24 protein-coding genes are annotated in these 22839 nt (G+C 43.2%); all 24 read right to left on the reverse strand.

From position 1 onward, the window contains the following. On the reverse strand, positions 1–626 hold a 626-nt coding region (locus JCM15548_RS17510; RefSeq protein ID WP_062128070.1), incomplete at its 3' end, for a hypothetical protein. A gap of 68 nt (positions 627–694) precedes the next feature. Continuing rightward, complete coding sequence (locus tag JCM15548_RS17515) at positions 695–3760, reverse strand: ATP-binding cassette domain-containing protein (protein ID WP_062128072.1); 3066 nt, start codon at positions 3758–3760, stop codon at positions 695–697. Between the two features lie 37 nt (positions 3761–3797). Next, on the reverse strand, positions 3798–4178 hold the full coding sequence (locus JCM15548_RS17520; RefSeq protein WP_062128074.1) for a DUF1987 domain-containing protein: 381 nt from the start codon (positions 4176–4178) through the stop codon (positions 3798–3800). Positions 4179–4215: 37 nt separating this feature from the next. Continuing rightward, complete coding sequence (locus JCM15548_RS17525) at positions 4216–4755, reverse strand: SiaB family protein kinase (protein WP_227625995.1); 540 nt, start codon at positions 4753–4755, stop codon at positions 4216–4218. Between the two features lie 42 nt (positions 4756–4797). Further along, positions 4798–5946, reverse strand: coding sequence for a SpoIIE family protein phosphatase (locus tag JCM15548_RS24640; RefSeq protein ID WP_227625996.1), 1149 nt, complete (start codon positions 5944–5946; stop codon positions 4798–4800). Between the two features lie 32 nt (positions 5947–5978). After that, positions 5979–6857: a GAF domain-containing protein gene (locus JCM15548_RS24645; protein WP_262487129.1), complete on the reverse strand. Its 879-nt coding sequence runs from the start codon at positions 6855–6857 to the stop codon at positions 5979–5981. Positions 6858–7066: 209 nt separating this feature from the next. Further along, positions 7067–7417: a hypothetical protein gene (locus tag JCM15548_RS24650; RefSeq protein ID WP_227625998.1), complete on the reverse strand. Its 351-nt coding sequence runs from the start codon at positions 7415–7417 to the stop codon at positions 7067–7069. Positions 7418–7420: 3 nt separating this feature from the next. Then, complete coding sequence (locus JCM15548_RS17535; RefSeq protein ID WP_062128076.1) at positions 7421–8200, reverse strand: GAF domain-containing protein; 780 nt, start codon at positions 8198–8200, stop codon at positions 7421–7423. A gap of 12 nt (positions 8201–8212) precedes the next feature. Then, entirely contained in the window at positions 8213–8785 is a 573-nt protein-coding gene (locus JCM15548_RS17540) for a chemotaxis protein CheB (protein ID WP_062128078.1), read from the reverse strand. Next, on the reverse strand, positions 8772–9611 hold the full coding sequence (locus tag JCM15548_RS17545; RefSeq protein WP_062128080.1) for a CheR family methyltransferase: 840 nt from the start codon (positions 9609–9611) through the stop codon (positions 8772–8774). The genes JCM15548_RS17540 and JCM15548_RS17545 overlap by 14 nt, the downstream gene beginning before the upstream one ends. 19 nt (positions 9612–9630) lie before the next feature. Beyond that, the gene (locus JCM15548_RS17550; protein ID WP_062128083.1) at positions 9631–10479 is read right to left on the reverse strand and encodes a CheR family methyltransferase; all 849 of its coding nucleotides are present in this window, start codon (positions 10477–10479) and stop codon (positions 9631–9633) included. Positions 10480–10496: 17 nt separating this feature from the next. Continuing rightward, positions 10497–12374, reverse strand: coding sequence for a GAF and PAS domain-containing protein (locus tag JCM15548_RS17555; RefSeq protein WP_062128085.1), 1878 nt, complete (start codon positions 12372–12374; stop codon positions 10497–10499). A 57-nt stretch (positions 12375–12431) separates the two neighbouring features. Further along, positions 12432–13511 carry a protein-glutamate methylesterase/protein-glutamine glutaminase gene (locus JCM15548_RS17560; protein ID WP_062128092.1) on the reverse strand — a complete coding sequence of 360 codons (1080 nt, stop codon included), beginning with the start codon at positions 13509–13511 and terminating at the stop codon, positions 12432–12434. Between the two features lie 35 nt (positions 13512–13546). Next, positions 13547–14017, reverse strand: coding sequence for a chemotaxis protein CheD (locus JCM15548_RS17565; protein WP_062128094.1), 471 nt, complete (start codon positions 14015–14017; stop codon positions 13547–13549). Between the two features lie 10 nt (positions 14018–14027). Then, entirely contained in the window at positions 14028–14927 is a 900-nt protein-coding gene (locus tag JCM15548_RS17570; protein ID WP_062128111.1) for a sensor histidine kinase, read from the reverse strand. Between the two features lie 34 nt (positions 14928–14961). Continuing rightward, positions 14962–15840, reverse strand: a complete 879-nt coding sequence (locus JCM15548_RS17575) for a CheR family methyltransferase (protein WP_062128096.1) — start codon at positions 15838–15840, stop codon at positions 14962–14964. Positions 15841–15920: 80 nt separating this feature from the next. Then, positions 15921–16331, reverse strand: a complete 411-nt coding sequence (locus tag JCM15548_RS17580; protein ID WP_083985224.1) for a chemotaxis protein CheW — start codon at positions 16329–16331, stop codon at positions 15921–15923. A gap of 19 nt (positions 16332–16350) precedes the next feature. After that, on the reverse strand, positions 16351–16800 hold the full coding sequence (locus tag JCM15548_RS17585) for a chemotaxis protein CheW (protein ID WP_062128098.1): 450 nt from the start codon (positions 16798–16800) through the stop codon (positions 16351–16353). Positions 16801–16828: 28 nt separating this feature from the next. Next, entirely contained in the window at positions 16829–18862 is a 2034-nt protein-coding gene (locus JCM15548_RS17590) for a chemotaxis protein CheA (protein WP_083985225.1), read from the reverse strand. A 63-nt stretch (positions 18863–18925) separates the two neighbouring features. Further along, positions 18926–19255 carry an Hpt domain-containing protein gene (locus JCM15548_RS17595; RefSeq protein WP_062128100.1) on the reverse strand — a complete coding sequence of 110 codons (330 nt, stop codon included), beginning with the start codon at positions 19253–19255 and terminating at the stop codon, positions 18926–18928. A gap of 19 nt (positions 19256–19274) precedes the next feature. Continuing rightward, positions 19275–19640 carry a response regulator gene (locus JCM15548_RS17600; protein ID WP_062128102.1) on the reverse strand — a complete coding sequence of 122 codons (366 nt, stop codon included), beginning with the start codon at positions 19638–19640 and terminating at the stop codon, positions 19275–19277. A 68-nt stretch (positions 19641–19708) separates the two neighbouring features. Further along, the gene (locus JCM15548_RS17605) at positions 19709–20035 is read right to left on the reverse strand and encodes an STAS domain-containing protein (protein WP_062128104.1); all 327 of its coding nucleotides are present in this window, start codon (positions 20033–20035) and stop codon (positions 19709–19711) included. 51 nt (positions 20036–20086) lie between these two features. Beyond that, the gene (locus JCM15548_RS17610) at positions 20087–21805 is read right to left on the reverse strand and encodes a methyl-accepting chemotaxis protein (RefSeq protein ID WP_062128106.1); all 1719 of its coding nucleotides are present in this window, start codon (positions 21803–21805) and stop codon (positions 20087–20089) included. 181 nt (positions 21806–21986) lie between these two features. After that, positions 21987–22502, reverse strand: a complete 516-nt coding sequence (locus tag JCM15548_RS17615; RefSeq protein WP_062128108.1) for a YfiR family protein — start codon at positions 22500–22502, stop codon at positions 21987–21989. Positions 22503–22839 lie beyond the last annotated feature (337 nt).

Raw genomic sequence — 22839 nt, forward strand, 5'->3', positions numbered from 1 at the left:
TTGTCGCCCGATTCGCGTACAATGTTCGAGGCGATATATAAACCTTCGATCCAGGCACCGGTTACGATGAGGGTACTTACATTGCCACGGTTTTGTTCACGCAGGTAGGAATCCATTTTATTAAAACTGGTTACTGACATCTCCATCAATGAATCCAGATTGCTGGAGCTGGAAGCCATTCTGCGGAGGGCGTTGAAATCAAAAAATTGTCCGACCCTGATACCGTCCGCCAGATTTTTGACCGCTAAAAGATAGGATACCACAATGTTGTTTTTATCAAAGGTGTTGATATAACCCAAATCTGCACTGAATACCCCCAAATTAAGTGCCCTTTTAAAACTGGTCTCGTAGCCGGAGACCCGGTCGGGATCATTCATAATTCTTTGGGTAAACTCAACGCCTGAGTTTTTGAACAAACTGGCCATTTCAACGGGCGAAGAAATGTTGCCAATCACTTCGTTCATGATTTCTTCAGAGAGCTTCAAAGGGGCATCTGATATTAAAGAATCCGGCAGTGTTAATGCATCATCGTCTGCCGTTTTTTTGGATTCGGAACAGCCCGAGCAACCGGAAAATAACTGAATTCCGGCAAGTATGAGCAGGGAAAATAGTAAATTCTTGTACATGGTATAACTTGTTTTAATTGTTTTCTAAGGATTAACTAGTTCTTTTATACTTTTATAAATCCAGAAGGTTACTTTTTCCGCCATTTTATCGTACTGCTATAGTTGATGGCCTTTTTAAGAAGGTCAAAATAGAGTACCCCATATAAAAGGATGGTGAGTATCCACACCATGGCTATATTGAACCATAAAGTCTCAAAATATTGACCGCCAAAATGTTTCATGGGCGCAAAAAAGTGGGTTCTGAAGGACCATATTCTGTCTGGTTCAGGCATTTGGTAAATGGGATCCGCCATTTGAACCAGTTCGTTGTCCTGACGTACAATTTTATTTTTCTCAAATTCCCGCCTTACAATGGAAGACATGCTTTCGTTGTAATGGTCGTCCTTAATTCGGTTGAACTTTTCAGGATCGGCATTTAAGTTAACAGATATAAACCGGTCTTTAAGTGCATTGGCTTTCGAGAAAATGGTTCTGTAGTGATCCAGCAGCTTATTCAGATATTCATCCGTTTTATGGCCCACATTTACCGTAAACGTCTCGGGTCTCAAGTCCGCCAAATAATTGAATTCAATGCCGGGTACACGCTTTTGCTCTTTGGCCAACTCATTTCTGAGCAGTTCCAGATCATTGGCGAATTTTTTATCAGAGCTATCCTCTTCGTCCAGTATGTGTACCAGACTTTCGTTTAAAATCTCGCGCAATTCGGGCAAATAATGAACTTGCTTAAAATCGGCCAGACTTTCCTGTTGCTCAATATCGAAATAATTCTTCTTGTAGTTGTTGTGCTTGTACTGGTGCACAATCAATCCCTCATAGACATAGCGCGAAGGCATAAATTCGGCAATGGCCGGGACCTTATCCACGCTGGTAAAATCCTTATTCAGTTTGTCGAAGGTAAACATGGCGCCCCCCAGTACCATTTGGGGAATCATTACCAGAGGAATAAGGATGTAGATGGTTACAATGGAATTGAAGGAGGCCGACAGTATTAAACCTAAAATATTGGCAAAAGCCGAAATCGAAAAGAGCGCCAGCCAAAATTCAAAATACATATTTTGAATGCCCAATACATAGTTGGCCACAAATACAAAAAGCAGCATCTGAATGGCTGAAATGGTAAACAGCAGCAATATTTTCGAGGCCAGATAACTGGATCGGCTCAATTTGAGAAAGGATTCACGTTTTAATATTTTGGCGTCCTTAAATATTTCTTCGGCACTGATGATGAGTCCAAAGAATAAAGCCACCACAATGCCCATGAATATATACGGCGGAATGTTTTCATTTTCTCTGAAAATGTAAACGTTGGAGGTGGGGTCTGCTATGTATCTGATTAAATAGGCCAAAATAAAGCCCAAAAAGGGGGCTTCCAGCAAATTAAGGGCAATGTATTGCCGGTTGCTAATTTTGGCAAAGAAGTCTCTTAAAGTATATATTTTGAACTGATTGAACCACGAGGGGATGTTCAGACTTTTAGGGGGCCTGGTATCGACGGTGGTGACTTTGGGAATAAGATTTTCTTTCTGATAATAGCTGTACCACTCTTCGGGCGCGACTTTCCGTTTATTGGTATAGTTGCCGTATTCATCAATGACACTGGCATCAATGATGTTAAAAATCAGTTCAGGATTTAGGTTGCCGCAGGTCGGACATTCGCCCTGATCGCTGTTGATTTGCGCATCCAGCTGCTTAAAATAGATGAGCGATTCGCCCGGGTTGCCATAGTAAACCGGATAACCGCCTGTATCGAGAATAAACATTTTGTCGAACATCTTGTAGATGTCGGACGAAGGCTGGTGAATGACCACAAAAATGAGCTTGCCTTTGAGCGCCAGTTCCCGCAGGAGATTCATCACATTTTCCGAGTCGCGCGAAGACAATCCGGAGGTGGGTTCATCCACAAACAGAATGGCGGGCTCACGAATGAGTTCCAGGGCAATGTTCAATCTTTTTCGCTGGCCACCACTGATCATTTTGTTGAGCGGCGATCCCACCTTCAAATCCTTGCGTTCAAAAAGGCCCAGGTTTTTCAGGGTATCCGCCACCAACTGGTTGATTTCCTCTTCTGATTTATCTTTAAAGCAAAGCTTGGCGTTGTAGTAGAGATTTTCAAATACAGTGAGTTCCTCAATGAGCAGGTCGTCCTGCGGTATGAGGCCGATGATGCCCTCAATGTGTTCTTTTTCGGTGTGCAGGTTATAGCCGTTGATGAGTACCTCTCCCTCTGTGGGGGTTTCAATACCGGACAGGACATTCAATAGCGTTGTTTTACCTGCTCCTGAGGCACCCATTATGCCAATGAGGCGCCCCTGCTCTTCGGCCATGTTGATATCCCGAAGTCCCACCGTGCCCGTTTTGAAACGGTACAGCACATCTTTTACCTCATAACTGATTCTGACGGAATCTGCATCGGTGAGGAAGTGTCCCACCACATCGGTGTAATAGATGGGCTGGCCTTTTGGTATTCTGATAAAGCTGCCTTTGGGAAACAGGTATATGCGTTGATTGCTGATAACCATTCCATTGAGAAACAATTCCTGGTCACCCGTATAGCGCATAAAATATAAATCCGCACTTTTTACCCTTAAAATAATGATGGAACCATTGAGTCCGGTGGTTTGAATGTGCTTATACTCGGTGGCCCCCACCTCTTCATTGTTGACCAATAAAAAATCGGGCAGATTGAGCTTCTCCGCTTCGCTGTGAAGCACAAAGGCCTCAATGGCTGTAATTTCGTTCTTAGGAAGTTTAAATACCTGGGCCACTGTGCTGATAATGGCCATGCGCTGGTCGGTCAGCTTCATATCCATGCTGATGAGTTCGTATAAACGCACCAGTACGACGACTTTCTGTTCCCTGTTGAGCTGTTTGTTTATTTTTTTGCAAATGCCGAGAATGCGCACCGAATCTTTCATGGAAGTGAGGCGGACCTTACCCTCCTCTTCCCCATCCTCTTTTTCACCATCGGATGAATGCTTTAAAAACAGGGCAAAATACGCCTCAACAGCCTCGGTACTCAGCTGCTGCTTAAGAAAAGTACGAACATACTCTGTTTCCTTGGTTTCAACGCCACCATCCTGTTTGGTTATTAAGCCAAACAGCTGCATCAACGCTTTTAAAATTTCTTCACTCATTCGATAAAATAATCAATAAATATCCTTTGGGGGAATATTAGTCCGTATAAACGATGTAATCAAAGGGAATTTCAACAATGTCAGAATACTCTTCTCCGGCCTCCAACATGTCTTCCTCGTCCTCGTGGTAATGCCACTTGATAATCACTTCCTTACCATTTTCCACAATTTCTTCAAACTTGAGAAGAATATCGAGGATGACCTTGGAAGACGCGGTATTAAAGTATTCCAGTTTGAAATTAAACTCCGTTCTGTCCAGCGGATCGTTGGCATATGCATCAATCCAGTCGAGTATTTGCTCGTAAAATTGATTGACATCTTCAGGAAGGGACCTGCCTGATATCTCAAATTGCCCGCTTGCCTTATCCAGAATTACATTTGGGGTATCGTCTGTGCCCTTGATGTTAATAACTTCCATAGTTTATGCTTTTATCAGTTTCTTTTAATTGTAGAGGTCAGGATAAAAAAGGACACCTGCTCGTTGAGTTCTTTAACTGGTAGGTTAACTTACTGCCCGTTTTTTTGGCAATGTCAATCAAGCCCAGTCCGGCACCCCCTTTTTCAGAAATGGTAGACTCCTTAATTTGTTGCTTGAAAAGGGTGGACAGACCTGCTTTATCCAGACTGTTGATCAGTTCAAGACTTTCCTGAAGTCCCGCAACCCTTTCGTTTTTAATAATGTTACCGGTAATGATATTGTAGCTGTCATCCCCCTTGCTCACCATCACAATTCCCCGGCGTTCTTCGTCCTCATCGGTCAGTGAGTCGGCATGTTTGCTAATATTCTGTAAACATTCCACCATCACATTAAAAACTTTTTTCTGTACCGCGTTGGACTCTGCACTCTTCGAAAGGCTTTTTTCTGTCAGAGAGGTAAAGGTTTTGGTAATTTCCTGTGTTACCTCTCCTTCATAAACCAAGCTAATTTCATTGGTTTTCATGGTTTTATACATTTGGTATGCAAAATCCAGAAAACCTTGTTTTTCTTTTTCCATCTTTATAAAAATTCAAAGGGTCTAAAAAATATGTAAATATAATTACAATTCAATTCCTATCAATAAAACATCGTCAACTTGTTTTTCTTCTCCCATCCATTCGTAGAATTCCTGCGAAAACTGCCGGGAAAATTGCGCCATACTGGTGCCCGGTGTTCCGGTCAGAATTTCACGAATTCGACGCGGCTGAAATTTTTTCCGGTCCGGACCACCAATCTGATCGGGCAGACCATCACTAAAAATAAATATCTGATCGCCCTTTTCATAGTTGATCACATGATTCTCAAAGTCTTTTTCAATTTTTTTCCTTAAAGGAATTCCGCCAATGGCTTTGCGGCTTCCGTTGTATTCATTGAGTTCGCCGTTACGCAGCAGGAATAAGGGACGATGGGCGCCTGAAAAGTCAAGTGTCTGCTTTTCCTTATCAATGATGCACAAGGCCAGATCCATGCCGTCACGCCCAAGCGCTCCTTCCTGATCCTGTTTGAGCGTACTTCTGACCTGTCGGTGCAGTTCATCCAGGATTTGTGCCGCAGAATGGTCTGTTTGCGCATTCACAATATTATTGAGCAAAAAATAGCCAATAAAACTGATCAGGGCACCCGGCACGCCGTGTCCGGTGCAATCTACTGCAGCAATGTAAGATATGCCATCTTTTTCAAAAAACCATGGAAAATCACCACTAACCACATCTTTCGGGCGGTAAAAGATGAAGGACCGCGGAAATGAATTTTGAATATGGACCGTTTGCGGCAATATGGACGTTTGTATGCGCTGGGCATAATTGATACTGTCCGATATTTTTTTGTTTTTTTCCTTGATGTCCTCTTCAATTTTCTTGAATTCGGTCATGTCATGCGCTACAAACAGAACCGTCTCCAGTTCCCCCTCCTCGCCCAACTCGGGAATGGATTTAATTTCCATGATGCGCTCGCCTTCCTCTGAAGTCATGGGGACTTCAGTGATGGTTTGCTGCTGCTCCAGTTTAATGGTCGCCAGGGCTTCCTCCACAAATTCAATGAAGCGTCCGTCAATGTCCAGTTCGTTAATCCGCTTTTTTACCAATTCCTGCGGTTGCACATTGACAAAACGGGCCACTGCCGGGTTCACATAAACCAATTTGCCCAGCAGGTTGATACGAATGATCATATCCGGAGAGTTTTCTGACAAACTCTGCATGCGGCTCTTCATCCGTTCTTCCTTTTCGGCCCGTTTGCGTTCCGTTATGTCCTGGGTATTAAAAATGATACCCTGATGGCCGGGTCGTGCAATAAATTCTTCCCTTTGGTTTCGAGGAATAGCTTTTCGCCATTTTTTCGCAGATAGGTATATTGGGCCGTTTGTTCACCACCGGGGGTCTCCAGAAGGTATAGGAACAAACTGTTGATGGTTTTGAGGCCCCGGGGCGTTAGTATGTCCGGGTCCATACCATTGACAGCGTCTTCATCATTATATCCCAATATCCGTTTGACCGACGGACTCTCAAAAACCAGTTCCTGATGTTCGTTGTATATGGAGATAAACTCTGATGCGTTGGTCAGTAAGGCCTCCAATCTTTTGCGGGAGTGGGCCACCTCCTGAATTTGGGACTCCAGCATTTTGTTGGATCGTTCCAGTTCTTCCTGAGCGGCAATCATTTCCTGGGCATTATTCCGCAGCTGATTTTCATTTTCTCTAAGGGTAGCGGTCATCTGTTGAGACTCTACCAGCAGAAGTTCGGTCCTGGTTGTTATTTTAAGGTTGTATATGGTTTGCCCGATAATTGACGATATTTCATTGGCAAATGTGATCATATAGCCGGGCAAGGTTTTGTGTAAAAAGGCGATTTCAAGAACTCCCTGGAGTTCTTCCTCCTGTAAAAGGGGAACGACAAGGATGCTTTTGGGCTTTTGCTCGCCCAGCAGTCCGGATGTTATGGCACAGTAGTCATCCGGAATCTCTGTCCGGTAAATGAGTGCTTTTTCATAAGCGGCCGCCCCTATCAGTCCCTTTCCAATTTCAATTTCGTGGTATTCAAAGCGACGTCGCCCGTAGGCATACATGGCTTTTCGTTCCAGTCGCCGGTTGTTGAGCATATAAAAGGCCCCTTGTATCCCATCCATATAACGGAGGATGGATTTGAGGGTGGATAAGGACAAATCCTCCAAATTGTGCGAATTACGAAGAATGTCCGAAACGATCTCTTTTCCGTTGATGATCCAGTTTTGTTCGTCCTCTTTCTTTTTGCTGCTTCTGATGTTTTTTCCCAGATCGAGCAGGGTTTCAGACAGTGGGTCGCCCAGCGCCCGGATATTGTCCCAGTTGTTTTGCTTCAGGCGTTGGCCAGATCAATGTTTTTACTGATGCGGGCATTGAGTTCCGCCATGTTTTGATTGGCCCTGGCGGTCTTTTGCTCCACTTTGTTGAGAAAAGCAAGGATGGCCAGTGGCACACTCATAATCAGGAGGTCCAGAATCCATACCGGAAAGAAACCGTGAATGTACAGGAGGTTCAAAAAAGAAACCGGTCGGTCAAGAAAGGATAAAAATCCGGACCACGATAAGAAGAGCAGCAACATGGCAGCCAACAGAAGAAGGTATCTGTCACGGGGATGTAAAACATGCAGTGAAAAATGTTTTATCCAGGTCTCCTTTATATTCCTTTTTTTGAACAATGCTGTCATTACTTATAGTATATGCTTATCAACCAATTGGTTGACTATTTCGTTCCACATTTTATCAATTTCGGCCTCATGAAAGGTTACCATCTCAATGAGGTACTTACATCGATCATCCAGGACCACCGGAAGCAGATAAAGACAGGCACCTTCTGATTGTCCCAATCCTGAGGTAACGGGCAACATGGCCTCATCCAGGTCATGAATCACCATCGGTGTCCGTTCGTTGACAACCTGACCGTTAAGGCCCTCCCCTGCTTCAAAGTTATTTGGATGATAGTCTTCAGGCAGGGCGTAAGTCTGTTCTACGACAAACTGGCCCAATTGTTCTGTTTCTCTGTAAAGAATGGCCGCACCTGCTCTAAAAGTCTCTGATAAAAGATGCAAAAGATGGTGACGGTCCTGGATGCTTTTGGGGTCCGAAAAAATCTTTTTCAACATTTTTTCCTGATAGGAGGCAAATTGACTGGCCTCCTTCTCCTTTTGTTCGTAGTCTGACAGTTTTCTTATCAGCAGATTTTTATGGTCGGCCCATGCTTCCTTCTCCTTATTGAAAAGAGCCCGTTGTTGGGAAAGCTGTTTTTCCGATTTACGGTAATAGAGGTCCGCCGTATACACAACGATGAGGAAAAGCAGGAGGGCCAGAAAGTCCAATATATAAACCATGGCCACGGTTTGCGACGGGAAAAACAGCATTTTTGCCATCGACAATCCAAATCCCAAAGCGGCAAAAACAAAGAGACGCACAGCAAAATTCTTACCCGGTATTTTATGGTTGAATGGCTTCATTGGTCGTTTGTTTTAATGTGGTAAGGTATTTAAAAATTGAACAATCTCTTTGGGTGAAAGAATCAGATTGGGATCAAATAACTGCAGGGCCGACCTGGGCATGGTGTCGATATCACAGGTCGCCGGATCCTGAACAATGGTGAACCCTTTTTTCCCGGCAATATCTTTCATTCCGTAGGCACCATCCTTGTTAGCGCCTGTGAGTAAAATCCCCAAAGCTTTCTCTCTATATACGTAGGCCGCCGATGACAGGGTGTAATCAATGGATGGCCGACTGTGGTTAAAGCTCTCTTCTGTCGAAAGCGCGATGGTTCCGTCCAATTCCAAAAAAAGATGGTAATTGGCAGGAGCCAGATACACATGGTTGTACTGTAACTTTTCTTTATCGTTGGGCTCAAGTACTTTTATGACCGATTTTAAACTTAAGCCTTCTACAAGTCCCGAACGTACATGTTTTAGTCGGTGCAAACACAGAACAATCGGGATCTTAAATTGGGGATGTATGCTGGCCAGAATAGCGGATACAACCGAAAAGCTCCCTGCAGAACCTCCTATAACAACTATTTTAAAATCAGTAGCCTGCATGATTGTTGTCTTGTTTAAAGCCCGGTTTTTTATAAATTTTTTCTACGGCATCCACTTCTATTAGTTCTTCCTTAAAAGCGGCCGGTAATTGTTCTTTGGTACCAATCACCAGGTACCCGCCAGGCATGAGTTTATCAATCACTCTTTTGAATACCGATTGGGTGAGTCTGGTGTTGTAATAAATAGAAATATTTCTGAAGAGAATTAAGCCTATTGATTCCTCCGACGGGGTTGAAATTAGAAACGATTCGTGCCTGCAGTCTACGTTTTGTCTGACTTTTTCATCCAACAAACAGAATCCGTTGTCGCGATGAATGTAATTCTGATAGGCATTTTGGTCTTCCAATCTTTTATAATTCGTTTGGTTAACATCATCATGTCGGGCGTTCATTTTCCCTTGCTGTATAAAACGGCATCGTTCGATGGAGGGTGACTGGCCAATTATTTTGTATTTCTGCGACAGCTCGTTTTCGTGTAACAGAATGGCGAGTGAAAACACCTCCTCCCCACTGGCGGCTAAGGGTATCCAAAAATTCTCACAATCTTCCGGAATCTGGTTTATTATTTTATCTCTAAGCGTACGCCAAAAGGCTGGATCCCGAAACATTTCAGTGGTATCCACACACATGTGATAGGTGACTTTCTCTCTAAAATCCGGTTGCTTAAGCCATTCAAAAAATTGCTCTTTACGTCGAATGTTGAGTTGGGTAAATAGGTATGACAAGCGTCTTTTTAAAAATGACAGGGCATAATTCGAATAATCCATGTGTGGATAATCCGCCATGGCTGCCGTTATTTCTTTTATGTCATTGATTCCAAAATTCACCTAAGCAACTGTTATTGGGTTAATATTTTAAATGAAATGAGTTGGTTCTTGCATACACTGGTCCGTTTTTCGCAAATTTTGTCTTGAAAAATCCATTCAGTGTTTCGTGCGATCCCAAAACCATATTGCCGCCAGGAAATAAATTGTCGTGAAAGCGCTGTACAATTTTCGTTTGTAAGGCCCCATTAAAATATATCAGCACGTTACGACAGAATATGAGATCAAATTTGTTATAAAAGGGCAATTCTTCTTTAACCAAATCGTGCTTGATGTATTTTACCCTGCCAAGAAATTGCGGCTTTATAGAAATCGTATCTTTGGACTCGTTAATGTTAAAGTATTTTTTTATATCAGGCGTATCTGACTGTTCAAAAGCACCTTGAAAATTGGTCAAGTACTTTTCGTAGTTGAAACTAAAGCGGTAGCTACCCCGTTTGGCATGCTCAAGGGCTTTTTGGCTGATGTCGGTCGCATAAATAGCCGCCTTATCCAACAAGTTTAAATCGTCGAGTAGAATAATTAACGAATAGACTTCCTGACCGGTGGAGCATCCGGCATGCCAGATGTTAATTTTTGGATGGTTTTTGAAGGTTGGTAAGACCTTCTGCCGCAACTGGTTCCAGACCTTCGGGTCTCGGAACAATTCAGTGGTGTTAACGGTGATGGCCTCCACCACCTGCTCAACAAATTCCGGGTCGCTTTTGGTCTTTTGTATAAGGTCTGGCATACTCAGATGATAATCGTGCCTGATTTTTTGAATGCGACGATCAATGGAATTATCTGAATACTCACTGAAATCATAGGGAGAACATTCCTTAAGAATCAGCAGATATTCCTTATATGTCTGGCTTAACTCACTATTCTGCATGCTTAAGGTTTATTTGATTAAAAGAGCTCCACTTCCACGTTCTGAATGAAGGCGGTGTGGGAGTACTCTTCTCCGACTTTGGCTTCTGAAAGAAGCATCAATACGTATACATCTTCTCCAAACTTGTTTCGAATGGGAACTTCTCTGCGTTCACCCACTATTTTACTTCCCTCTTTGGCAACAAAAGCAGAAACAAATTCATTGGTTTTGTTGGTTTCTTTGGAAAAGAGCATGGTGGACTGCTGGCCCAGAACTTCGCTACGTTCATAACCCCACAATTTTTCTGCTGCCGCATTAAAAAATTCTACTACGCCTTCGTTGTTGGTGGTTATAATAGCATCCAGGGCGCCTTCCAGCATTTTTTCGTTGCGGATTTTTACCGCTTCAATTTCTGCAAATTGTTCTTTAACCTCGTTTTTAGCCTCTTCCAGCATTTGTCCCAGCTCTTCTTTGGAGTGCTTGAGGGCTTCTTCCATTTTGACCTGCTCGGTGATGTCGTTTTCGAGACTTATAATTTTTAGGATGTCGCCATTGTGATCCATAACCGGACTGTAGGTGGACAAGAGGTATATTTCATGGCCCGGCTTGGTTCTGCGGCGGACCCTGCCGCGGAAATTTTGTCCGTTTTGTAAATCCGCTAAAATACGATCCAATTCAGCTACATCATCTTTGAAGAAAATGACTCTTAGGTTTTGGCCTTCGACTTCTTCCGGTTTGTATTTGAAGGTGCTCAGAAAGTTTTCATTGACCGACAACAGGTTCCCTGCTGTGTCAAATTCACAGGAGATGGCGGCATGATCAATGGCGTCCAGAATACCCTTACGTTCGATTTCACGACGGTCGCTTTCTTCTTGAGTCGCCCGCATTTCCTCCAGGTTTTGTCGCAGTTCTTCTTCCTGCTGAGACATTTTTTCTGCCTGAATTTGCGTTTCGCGCAGCAGCTTATTGGTTTGTATGTTGTTTTTTACAGTGGCAATGGTAGAGGCAATGCTTTCGGCTGATTTTTCGACCAGCTCTATTTCAAATTTTTCAAGAATCTGAAAGGAAGCCAATTCTATAACGCCAAATAATTCGTCGTTGGTTTTAAGCGGAACAAGCAGAATGGTGCCGGGATTGGCTGCGCCTAAACCAGAGGTAATATGGATGTATTCGTTGGGCACATCGGTAATGAATATGGTCTCTTTTTCCAGTGCGCAGCGACCAATAAGTCCTTCTCCCCAATGGATGATCTTATCGGCATATTTTCGACGATCGAAAGCCACACTGGCCATCATTTCAAAATATTTGTCGCCGGTTTTTGCTTCATTGAGTAGGAAAACACCACCCTGGTTAACATTCATATAATTAACCAAATAGCTAATTATATCGTAAGAAAGCTGTTCAAGGTTGTCGCTGGATTTACGCAATATTTCACCAAATTGCGCCAAACCTTGGGTTACCCAGGTACGCTGTTCTTCTTCTATGCGTCGCTGTTCCTGTTCAGATTTACTTTTAACCATGTATTCGCGCAATTTCAGAAGCGCTTTGGTCATTGCATCTTTTTTCTCCTGAGAGCTAAATGGTTCATCCAGTTTATCCTGACGCAGGTTCTCTATAAAAGAAAGAACCATTTGAGTTCGGTTGGCTTCTTTTTTTAATTTGCGCGACTGCTGTTTAATGATGGCTGCAAATCTATTGGAGAAATAATAGCCGGTTATGGCAAAAATGATCGGAAGTAACATAACCGCCCATAAGGCCGGAAAAACAAAAAACAAATCGCTCAAACTTCCTTGCGACTGAGCAAAAGCGGGCGCATCCAGACTGATCAGAATAATCAGTACTGCAATTACAAATCCTGTTGCTGCTCCTTGAAGGGTTGACTTTGATATAAGCGCCTTATGATTGATTTTCTTCATTTGTTTGTGTTTTTGCTAAAAATGATCTCTTTATTGTACGCGAATTTGAGAAAGAGGTTAGAAGAATTTTTTGACCAAAAAGGGAGCAATTTCAGAAATGGCCAATATATCGTTGGCTGCTCCCAATTTTGCCGCCTCTTTGGGCATTCCGTAAACCACGGATGTCGCCTGGTCCTGGGCGATGGTGTCGGCCCCGGCTTCTTTCAGTTCCAAAAGGCCCTTGGCCCCATCCGCCCCCATGCCCGTCAGGAGAATGCCTGTGGCATTCTGGCCGGCGTAACGTGCTGCTGATCGGAAGAGAACATCCACCGAGGGGCGGTGTCGGTTGACCAGGGGACCGGTTTTAATTTCAACGGAGTATTCTTTGCCCGTGCGCTTTAAAAGCATGTGACAATTTCCCGGAGCTATGAGCACCCGACCCTGATAGAGGCGGTCGCCATCTTCGGCTTCTTTAACTTCCAGTTCTGAATTGGCGTTGAGACTGTTGGCAAAGGAACGGGTGAAACCCTCGGGCATGTGCTGAACGATGGCAATACCGGGCATGCGTGGGGGTAAATTTTTGAGCAATAAGCGAATGGCCTCGGTGCCGCCTGTAGAGGCGCCCAATACAATCATTTTTTCCGTGTCGACGATGCGGCTTTTGAGTGTGGCCCTTTCGAGTATGATGTCGGCATTGTATTTGGGTTTGACCAGCATGGCCGGTGGTGTGGAACTGATTTTGAGTCGCGAAAGTTTGGCTTGTGAAGCGGCCTTAACTGCATCACAAAGCATAATTTTAGACTCATTGAAAAATTGAGCCGCATTCATGGCCGGTTTTCCAATTATTTCTGAAGCCCCGTATTCCAGAGCTTTCATAGCGACCTCTGTTCCTTCCTGAGTCAGTGAGGAAATGACCACCACCGGAATGGGGTGCTGCGACATAATTTTTCGAAGAAAAGTCAGACCGTCCATCCGGGGCATTTCAATGTCCAGGGTAATGACGTCGGGAATTTGCTTCATTATTTTTTTTACAGCAATGATGGGGTCTGCCGCAGTACCCATCACCTCAATCTGAGGATCAGACTCAAGTATGGAGGTCAGACTTTGCCTTACCACGGCCGAGTCGTCTACAATTAAAACCTGAATTTTTTTGTCCATAACTGGCTGTAAAAATGAGTAGCTGCCCCTGGTATTTAATATTCTCTTTTATCGATAAACTTATGCCGTACTTCTCCGGTATCTGTAAAGAACAAAATTTTGCGGCCTTTTCTTCCTCCCGTGCTGGAGGCTATCACGGGAATCTTTTTCTCTTCCAGTATGATTCTTGCTACCCTTATATTCCGTTCACCAATGAGCATTGCACTTCGGTCCACCGCAATCAGGTCTCCCCCACCGAATATTTTGGCTTGAATGTTGTCCCTTTTTGATCCCAGCTGCACCATGCGTTCTATCAGTTTCTCAATGGCAATGTTGCCGTATTTGGGCGATGCCAGGTCGTTTCCGTTCCAGTTGGGCAGCATATAATGATTGATGCCGCCTATTTTATTGACCGGATCCCAAAGGCATATGGCCACACAGGATCCCAGAATGGTCTTGACCATATATGGTTCCCTGCTGGCGAACAAGGTGGAAGGATACAAAAAATGTTGTAGATATTGATTCATTTATTATTCCTTAAAAAATCTCATCATCATCATCGAAGAAGATATCGTTCCCTTCTCCGCTAAACCCATCCACCACATTTTTAGCTTCCGGAATGCGCACTGTAAATGTTGAACCTTCGCCTTTTTTGCTGTCTATTTCTATGGAACCGCCCATGACATCCAGCAAGGCCTTGGTTATGGATAAACCTAAACCGTGGCCCCGGTTAATGGAATTGATGCCTGAATCGAGACGTTTGAAGCGTTCAAAGATGATTTTTTGATTTTTTTCGGAAATACCTGTTCCGAAATCCTGAACTGAAATGGTCAGGAAGTCTTCATCAGCCGTCACTGTGATGATGACCTTACTGTCTTTATAGCTATATTTTAAAGCGTTGTTGAGCATGTTGCTCATGATGAGCTTTATTTTTTCGCTGTCGGTTTTGAAATAGAAATTTTTACCAAAACCGTAAGCGATATCAAAATTGAATTCAATTTCGATGCCCATTTTTCGGGCCACCAGGCCAAAGGACTCAATCATGGTCTGGATGATGTTCCGCACATTGACTTTAGCAATGTTGGGGGTCACCTCCCCGGCTTCAATTTTGGCTGCTACAAAAATGTTTTTGAGCTGGAAATCCAGATTGAAAGCCTCACTATGTATGAGCGCCACCATGGAAACCACTTTTTTCCAGTCGTTTTTCTCTACCGCGAGAATGGACTTGGACAAGCCAAGGATGGATGTAAAGGGGTTTACAATTTCGTTGGAGATATTGGATATAAAGTGGCTCTTAAGCGCTTCAGATTCTTTAAACCGCGTGGTGACCACCTGAAGTTCCTGTGAGAGTACTTTTATCTCGTGCTCATATTTTGTACGCTCCTGAAGCCGGTCTTTAAGCTCCTTTAAAAGTTGTCTGTCCGAAAGATTAGTCATAATACAGTTGTTATTGATAGCTTCTGTTTTTGGTTTATTCTTTTTCAAAAATGGTTGGTTTAATATGCTTTAGTGGTACCTCCATTCCAGAAAGGGATTCGGAGTGACCAATAAAAAAATACCCGCCTTTTTTTAAGTGCTGGCAGAGTTTGTTAATGACTTTTTCCTGCGTGACGCGGTCAAAATAAATGAGCACGTTGCGGCAGTAAATAACATCAAATTGCTCTTTTATGCCATAAACACTATCCATCAGGTTGAGGTAATTGAGCATCAGACTTTTCTGAAGCTGGGGATGCACCCTGACGGTTTGGTTGTGTATGTCCTTGCTTTTAAGGAAATATCTTTTTTTTAATTCCAGAGGAATGGTTTCAATCTTGTTGGCCTGATAGACGCCTTTGGCGGCTTTCTCCAACATTTGGGTGGAGATGTCGGTTCCCAGAATACTGAATTTAAACAAGGGGTGAAGGCGCATAAACTCATTCAGTACCACTGATATGGTGTAGGGCTCCTCACCACTGGAACAACCGGCACTCCAAATTTTTAATACCTGATTTCCATTTTTCTCCATATGTTGCGGAAGTACCTGCTCATTTAGAAATATAAAATGGACCGGCTCCCTGAAAAAATCCGTTTTGTTTGTTGTCACTACGTTTAAAAAGTGCAGAAGTTCCTTTTCTTGCCCTTCTTTACTAAAAAAGTACGCTTTGTACTCTGAATACGAATTCATTCTTAGCTCACGAATGCGCTTGAGCAAACGTCCCTGAAGCATGATTCTTTTGATGGGCGGCATTTTGATGCCATATTCGGCATAGATGAACTTACTAAAGACTTCAAAGTCCTTTTCAGTCAGTTCTGCCTTAAAACATTCCAGCTGCTGCCCGGGTTTATATTTTTGTTCACACTTTCCATTCAGTGGAAAAACTTGTTTCTAAAGTTGTTTAATACTATCCAAAATGGCAATGATTTCCTTTTGATTAAATACCCTGTCGGCATTTAATATGTATATGAATTTATCATCCTGTTTGTAGGTCGAAAAAATATAATCCGGACGATAATCGTCGTGATGGGTTTCATAGATGCGTCATCCGATTCCAAAACATCCGATACCGTATCCACCAAAATCGCCACCCTGTAGGTTTTCCCCAAAACATCATTGACCAGCTGTAAAACAACCATGCAAGTGGCCGAATTAACGGTTATGGCCTTCATCCCAAATTTGATTCCCGTGTCAATCAGGGGAATCACTTCCTCGTTGTAAGCAATTACTCCGGCCACAAAGGGCAGCGATTGGGGCAGCGACTGGGGCTGCTGATATTCCCTGATCTCCATTACCTTAGCTACATTGACCCCAAAGGTTTCTTCACCAACTTTAAAGGTGAGATATGAATTAATTGTTACAGACATATTTGACTTGATTATCCTGTTATTTTACAACCACTTCGGTTAAATTTTTAAGATCGATGACGTGAATAAATTCATCGTTGAGCACCAAGGTTCCTTCAAAGGTGTCGATCATGCCTTTTTTTCCTTCCAGAACGGTTTCTTTTAATAATTCACGCTTGGTCTCGATCACCTCCTTGACCATGTCCACCAAAACACCCAAACGCGCGTCCTGTTGATCAGTGGGATTAATGACAATAATGGAAGTATCGGCCCCGTTGGTGATGTCCTTTTTATCGAGGATGATGCGCATGTCCACCACCGGAATAATGTTTCCATGCAGGTTGATAACGCCCTTCATAAAGGAAGGGGTGTTGGGGACCGATGTAATAACAGGCGGTACTTCCAGTATATGATCCACCTGAAGGGCATCCACTGCAAAGGTGTCCTCCTGTATTTGAAATGATAACAGTGTTATATCGTGTGCTTCCATATATTGGCTTGTCTTTTGTTGTAGGCGCCTATTTTTTTAGTTTTCTGTTGTGCAATAGTCGGGAGGTATCTATAACCATGGCAATGGTTCCATCCCCCATAATGGATGCGCCCGAGATGATTTCCTGCTTTTTCAGGTATTTTCCCAAAGGCTTTACAACCGTTTGATACTCTCCTATTACATTGTCAACAATAACGCCGGTAATTTTATCTTCTGCCTTCACCATGATCATTTGAATCACTTCGGCGCTCTCTTTTTCTTCCTCCTGAAACACCTTACGCAGATCAATGTAGGGATATTGTTCCGAATCAATCACCACGACATTGTTAAAGGATTGTTTCAATTGTGACGGCTCCAGCGCATATATTTTATCAATGGCTGAGATGGGAATAACATACTGGTTGCTACCTACAGCGACCAACAGTCCATCGATGATGGACAAGGTAAGTGGCAGCCGGATAGATATCAACGTGCCTTTACCTTTCTCAGACTCAATGGTCACTTCTCCCCTGATATTGGCAATTTTTCTGCGAACCACATCCATACCCACGCCCCGACCAGACACATCTGATACGACGTCACGCGTGCTGAAACCGCTGACAAATAACAGATCCAGGATCTCTTTTTTGTCGAGCTGCACATCTGCCTCCACCAGCCCTTTATGAATGGCCTTTTGAAGAATGACTTCCGGATCAATGCCTTTTCCGTCATCCGATATTTCAATGATGACGTTGGCGCCCGAGTGAAAAGCCTTAAACAGGATGGTTCCTTTGGGGGCTTTGCCGGCAGCTATGCGTTCGTCGGGTAGCTCAATACCGTGATCAATCGAGTTGCGCAAAATGTGTAATAAAGGGTCTGTCAGGTTTTCAATGATGTTTTTATCCAGTTCCAGATCCCCGCCTTCAATGATGAAATCAATGTCCTTGTTCTGATCTTTCGATAAATCCCTGACCAGACGTTGAAAACGCATGAGTTCACTTTGTAAGGGTATCAAACTGATATCAAACGCATTTTCACGCAACTGACGCGACAATTTTTGGATGTTTTCAGTGAGAGAGACAATGGTTGGGTCCTCATTGTTTTCGGCGTACAGACTTAGTTGGGCCTGTATGGTGACCAATTCACTTACCAGGGTGACCAACTCGTCAATTTTGTGCGAGGAGACACGCATGCTGGATATCTTGTGCTCCTTCACGGCCACCTTTTTTTTCTCATCACGGACAGCCGGTTGTTGGGATTTGGGGGCCCATTGCCCCTTTTTAAAATCATCTGGTGTCAACAGAATGTTGCTCGAAAGCGCTTTACTGACCAGCGCTTTAACCTCAGGCTGGCCCACTATGGCCGTTTCCGCAATCAAATCGACGTGCAGCTCACACTCATCTTCCACAAAAATGAACACATCTTTTATTTCGTTGATGGATTCTGCCGTGCTCACCAATACCTGCCAAATACAATAGTTGGCAGAAGCATCCAATACCTCTAATGATGGAACCTTGTGCGTATAGGCAATGCTGAGGGCGTCACCAAGTGCATGGATATCATCCAGCAAATAGAGCGGATTGGTTCCGTTTTGCAGGAGTTCCTTTTGGGGGATGAAGCTGATGAGATAACTTTTTTCCTCCGATTCTCCCGCTTCCTGATCAGATGCCGTATTGACCGATGCCGCATCTGAAGGGGAATTCGTCACCGTTAAAAAGGCCTGAATTCTTTGAATAAAGACTTTTTGGTTCTGGATGTCCTCCTCCTTGCTGAGATCACCGGTTTTGAGCAGAAAATTAATCTGATCAATGGCTGAAAAAGTCAATGAAATCAGGTCTGTGGAAACCTTCAACTTGCCGTTTCTAACCCAATCAAAGATGGTCTCCAGATGGTGGGTAAAATCACTTAAATGATTAAAACCGAACATGGCTCCGCCTCCTTTCAGGGAATGCATGGCCCTAAAAATTCTTTCAATGAGTTCCTTGTTCTCCATGTCCTTTTCCAGAAGAAACAAGGCTTCCTCTAGGTCATGGAGATTATCCATTGATTCTTCTACAAATTTGGCTCTAAACTTATCTATCATAATGAAAGAATGCAATTAGGCATTTATAATGATTTGTCCCGAAATGAACCCTGCCACTTTCTGTTAAAACTCCTTTTGACTGTTTTCCTCACTGATGGCTTTGATAATGGCCTCAATGGCTCTCTTTGTCTGCCAAAGCAATTGAGGGGTTATTTCTCTTTCACCTGAGCGAATATGATAAAAGGTTTTTTCAAGCTTTCTGGATAATACCGAAGAGCTGTTAAAACCCAGCATGGGACCAGTTCCACTGATTTGATGAGAAATGGTGAAAATTTTTTCAGCTATAACGGCGTGTTCATTTACAGGCAATTCTTCGGCCGACAACTTTCCGTTAATGCCCTCTAATTCCCTGAGTGTATCGTTATAGAACTGTTTTTTAATTTCAGCTAACATTGGGTTTTATGGTTAATAGTTATCTGATTACCCTGGATATGGCCGAGAGTAACTTGGCAGGAACAAATGGTTTAATGATCCAACCTGTTGCACCGGCTTCTTTGGCCTCCATTTTCTTGGCTGCCTGAGATTCAGTGGTAAGGAACAGAATGGGAATGTGTTTATAAGTTTCCATTTCTCTTACCTTTCTGATCAGACCCAATCCATCCAGATTAGGCATGTGTAAATCTGTGATAATGACATCAATATGACGTCCATCCAGAAATTTTAATGCGTCTTCTCCATCGACACCTACAAGAACATCATAACCTTCGTTTTGGAGGGTGAAGTTGACTACTTCCCGGATACTTTCGGAATCGTCTACGATAAGAACGGTTTTTGCCATAGTAAAAAGTATTTCGTATTTAATTATTCTCTTTTTAAAGGGATTGCTATACCTGATATACAGGGTAATTATTCATGTGCTTCTTTGGTTTGAAGAAGATTTCCAAATCCGGCATTCACCAGTAAGGAACTTAAATCTTCCGGCAACTTCATGGAAACAAGCACCTCATATCCATTTTTCTTACCACTGTTTTTGATGGATTGAATAAGCTGGACAAAAGTCAAGTCGAGATTTTCAACATCCTTAACGCTTATCAGAACCTTTTCCGGATGATCGATATTGGCCTTGAGACTTTCGGTCATCTTTTTTATGGAGCTGATGGTTAATTGACCGCTGAAAACAATGGCGAGTTCCCCATTGTTTTTCTTGTAATCGATATTAAAATTCTCTGTCATATCTAATGCTTTTGAACATTTTTATGCTGGGTTATTCCTGTGGCGGATCGCTTAAAATTTTTCGTAATTATCCAGGTCAAATTCTTTGCCCAGACTGGATAAATCTTGCTTCATGTCTTTTTTGGGACTGGAAGATCGGGGCGTTTCTTTTTTATCATTTTTCAGTTTTTCCGCCGAAGTCTCCGTTTTTTCGTTGGCTTTTGCCACTTGTTGACTCTGCTCCATTCCAATCTGGAAATAACTGACCGCCTCCTGAAGGTTTTGAGCCAGAACGGAAAGCTGCTCTGAACTTTGCGTTAACTCATCTGAACTGGAGGCATTTTCCTGGGTAATCATGTTCAATTGTTGCATGGCCAGATTGATTTGGTCCGCGCCGGTTTTTTGTTCCATACTGGCAGCCGCAATTTCTTTGATAAGCAAGGTGGTCTTTTCAATATCCGGCACCAGCATCCGGGCTTTTTCCCCTGCTTCCTGCGATACCTTCAGGCCTTTTGTTACCAGGGTAAAAATTTCGTCAGCGGCCACTTTACTTCTTTCAGCGAGCTTCCTGACCTCAGCGGCAACCACCGAGAATCCACGTCCGTGCTCACCTGCTCTGGCAGCTTCAACGGCGGCATTCAAAGCCAGAATGTTGGTTTGAAAGGAAATGTCACTGATCATGGAAATTTTTTCAGAAATGGCACGCATGGCTGCGGCAGCTTCTGAGCTGAGTGTATTGGCAATGTTGACATCTTTGGCTGTTTCCACCGTGATTTTTTCTGTCTGAATGGCATTGTCCGTGTTCTGGTCAATGTTGGCCACCATTTCCTCAATAGAGGTAGATACCTCTTCCGCCGAAGCGGCCTGGTCGGCCGAACCGCGGGACAACTGCATGGAACTGGTCTTCAAAGTGTCACTGGAATACACCAGGTTGTTGGCGTTGTCCTTGATCGACTGAACCGTTTTTTTGAGGTTTAAGGCCATGGTACTTAACTCAGTGGCCAGAATACCAATTTCATCGTTTTGGCTGATTTCCACTTCGGCCGTTAAATCGCCTGCGCCAATCGCCTTGGCAAATGCCACCCCTTTGGTCAGTGGAACAACAATGGAGGAATAGAGCAACCAGGCAATGCCCAGTGACGCCACAATGAGTATGATGCCCATCAGAATAACGACCCATGAAAGGGTCGTAAAGGAACTCTTCATGTCCTCCAGCGCCACATCGTTTTCATGGGCATATTTGTCGGACAACACCTGAACTTGTTCCGCAATATTGTCGGAAAGTTGCATAATGCCTCTACCCTCCATAACCATGTCTTCGGCCTCAAAGAAAACCATGATATCCTCGTAGGCCTCGAAGGAGTTCAGACTCTCCATGATTTGGCGGTGCATGCCAAAGAGGGAATCCATTTCGTGAAATATTTCATTCAACAAAACTTCATCCTGTTGATCGTCCCAATTTTCCGTCAAAGATTCAAGGTCGCCTTTTAATGCGGGCCAATCCTTGCTGTGTAAATCAGCCAATCTGACTTTATCCGGCGTTCCCGGTTGCTTGTCCACAAACACCCAGTTTCGGATAAGCATCTTACTTTGGGTGATTAAATTGTCCAAATCGGCCAAATTTTGCACAGTTGGCCCGTAGGTATTGGTCACCTGATTGTTCAGACTGGTGCTTCGGGTAAGCGTGGTTATTGTAAGAATGCTGTTGAGCAGCACCGCAATAAGAATGAGGCCGAATCCGTAAATGAGTTTTTGCCGAATAAGGAAATTTTTGCCGATGTTCAGTTTCATTCGTTAAACATTTAATTAAGTTATGCTATCAGGTCCGCTAAGATAAAATTTTATCCATTAACTCTTATTTCTCTTTAACAATTAAGCTGCTCACTGAAATCTTTTTTTCAGTTCACCGATTAATTTGGTCAGGTTATAGAGCATAAACTATTTTATAACCTGTTTTGGTTCTATTTTATATTTAAAGGTTGATGGCCGCTGACATACCCTCTAAACGGGAACTAAACTGAAGACCCATCCAGGCCGCATTTCCTTTATGGAGTTCAAATTTTAAAACGCCGTCCCTAACCACAAAATTGATGGCTGACCCATGGTTGGTGGCCCCTTCTGATTCAGAAACGATGAGACTGTTCTTTCCTTTGGCCTTTTCAATCAATGCTTCGGAACTGCTTCGAATATTTACCGATGAGGATACAAAAATCACCTGCGCGTCCTCCACTTCTTCAATGCTGCGGTATTCATTGACAACAATATCCTGAAATCCGAACTTTTTGCCTGCCGATTGGTCGCGAATCCAATCCGCCACTTCTCTGTTTCGTACCACAGCTATGACAAAGTCGCCTTGCAGCGATTGGTCCGGCCATCCAATGTATCGTATGAAGTTCAGGGTAAATACCGCCTTGAATTTCGCTTCCTGCGCCACCATGTTAAACATGGGAATGGTCAGAAGCAACAGTAAAAAATAAATCTTTTTCATATTTGTCCGTCCTTTTTCTGTTTTACCTGTAAATCTGTTACGGATTGTTTAATAATTGGTTTCTTTTTTATTGATTTTTATGGTTAAATACCCAATTTTTAAACCCCTGCAATTTCAAAATAGTTTTATTATGAGGTCAATAGCAAAGGTAAAAAATACTATTAAATGATTTGGGAGGGATCAATTATTAGAATCTGTCTTATTCAGAGTCTCTTATACTCAGGTTGGGGCCATAAGGTTATAGAAAAGATCCATTTTGCTTGTCCCCTGCTTCATTAGGGGAAGTTTTTGTTCGGGGGCACACCCCAAACAAAGGCTTTTCTTCTGCGTTTTCTAG

Source organism: Geofilum rubicundum JCM 15548 (assembly GCF_000974365.1).
Lineage (GTDB): Bacteria > Bacteroidota > Bacteroidia > Bacteroidales > Marinilabiliaceae > Geofilum > Geofilum rubicundum.

Bases quoted from the DNA above. Each gene is read 5' to 3' on its own strand.
- JCM15548_RS17515 (WP_062128072.1), bottom strand. From the start codon at position 3,760: ATGAGTGAAGAAATTTTAAAAGCGTTGATGCAGCTGTTTGGCTTAATA.
- JCM15548_RS17520 (WP_062128074.1), bottom strand. From the start codon at position 4,178: ATGGAAGTTATTAACATCAAGGGCACAGACGATACCCCAAATGTAATT.
- JCM15548_RS17525 (WP_227625995.1), bottom strand. From the start codon at position 4,755: ATGGAAAAAGAAAAACAAGGTTTTCTGGATTTTGCATACCAAATGTAT.
- JCM15548_RS24640 (WP_227625996.1), bottom strand. From the start codon at position 5,946: ATGAAGAGCCGCATGCAGAGTTTGTCAGAAAACTCTCCGGATATGATC.
- JCM15548_RS24645 (WP_262487129.1), bottom strand. From the start codon at position 6,857: ATGGATGGGATACAAGGGGCCTTTTATATGCTCAACAACCGGCGACTG.
- JCM15548_RS24650 (WP_227625998.1), bottom strand. From the start codon at position 7,417: ATGACAGCATTGTTCAAAAAAAGGAATATAAAGGAGACCTGGATAAAA.
- JCM15548_RS17535 (WP_062128076.1), bottom strand. From the start codon at position 8,200: ATGAAGCCATTCAACCATAAAATACCGGGTAAGAATTTTGCTGTGCGT.
- JCM15548_RS17540 (WP_062128078.1), bottom strand. From the start codon at position 8,785: ATGCAGGCTACTGATTTTAAAATAGTTGTTATAGGAGGTTCTGCAGGG.
- JCM15548_RS17550 (WP_062128083.1), bottom strand. From the start codon at position 10,479: ATGCAGAATAGTGAGTTAAGCCAGACATATAAGGAATATCTGCTGATT.
- JCM15548_RS17555 (WP_062128085.1), bottom strand. From the start codon at position 12,374: ATGAAGAAAATCAATCATAAGGCGCTTATATCAAAGTCAACCCTTCAA.
- JCM15548_RS17560 (WP_062128092.1), bottom strand. From the start codon at position 13,511: ATGGACAAAAAAATTCAGGTTTTAATTGTAGACGACTCGGCCGTGGTA.
- JCM15548_RS17565 (WP_062128094.1), bottom strand. From the start codon at position 14,017: ATGAATCAATATCTACAACATTTTTTGTATCCTTCCACCTTGTTCGCC.
- JCM15548_RS17570 (WP_062128111.1), bottom strand. From the start codon at position 14,927: ATGACTAATCTTTCGGACAGACAACTTTTAAAGGAGCTTAAAGACCGG.
- JCM15548_RS17580 (WP_083985224.1), bottom strand. From the start codon at position 16,331: ATGTCTGTAACAATTAATTCATATCTCACCTTTAAAGTTGGTGAAGAA.
- JCM15548_RS17585 (WP_062128098.1), bottom strand. From the start codon at position 16,800: ATGGAAGCACACGATATAACACTGTTATCATTTCAAATACAGGAGGAC.
- JCM15548_RS17590 (WP_083985225.1), bottom strand. From the start codon at position 18,862: ATGATAGATAAGTTTAGAGCCAAATTTGTAGAAGAATCAATGGATAAT.
- JCM15548_RS17595 (WP_062128100.1), bottom strand. From the start codon at position 19,255: ATGTTAGCTGAAATTAAAAAACAGTTCTATAACGATACACTCAGGGAA.
- JCM15548_RS17600 (WP_062128102.1), bottom strand. From the start codon at position 19,640: ATGGCAAAAACCGTTCTTATCGTAGACGATTCCGAAAGTATCCGGGAA.
- JCM15548_RS17605 (WP_062128104.1), bottom strand. From the start codon at position 20,035: ATGACAGAGAATTTTAATATCGATTACAAGAAAAACAATGGGGAACTC.
- JCM15548_RS17610 (WP_062128106.1), bottom strand. From the start codon at position 21,805: ATGAAACTGAACATCGGCAAAAATTTCCTTATTCGGCAAAAACTCATT.
- JCM15548_RS17615 (WP_062128108.1), bottom strand. From the start codon at position 22,502: ATGAAAAAGATTTATTTTTTACTGTTGCTTCTGACCATTCCCATGTTT.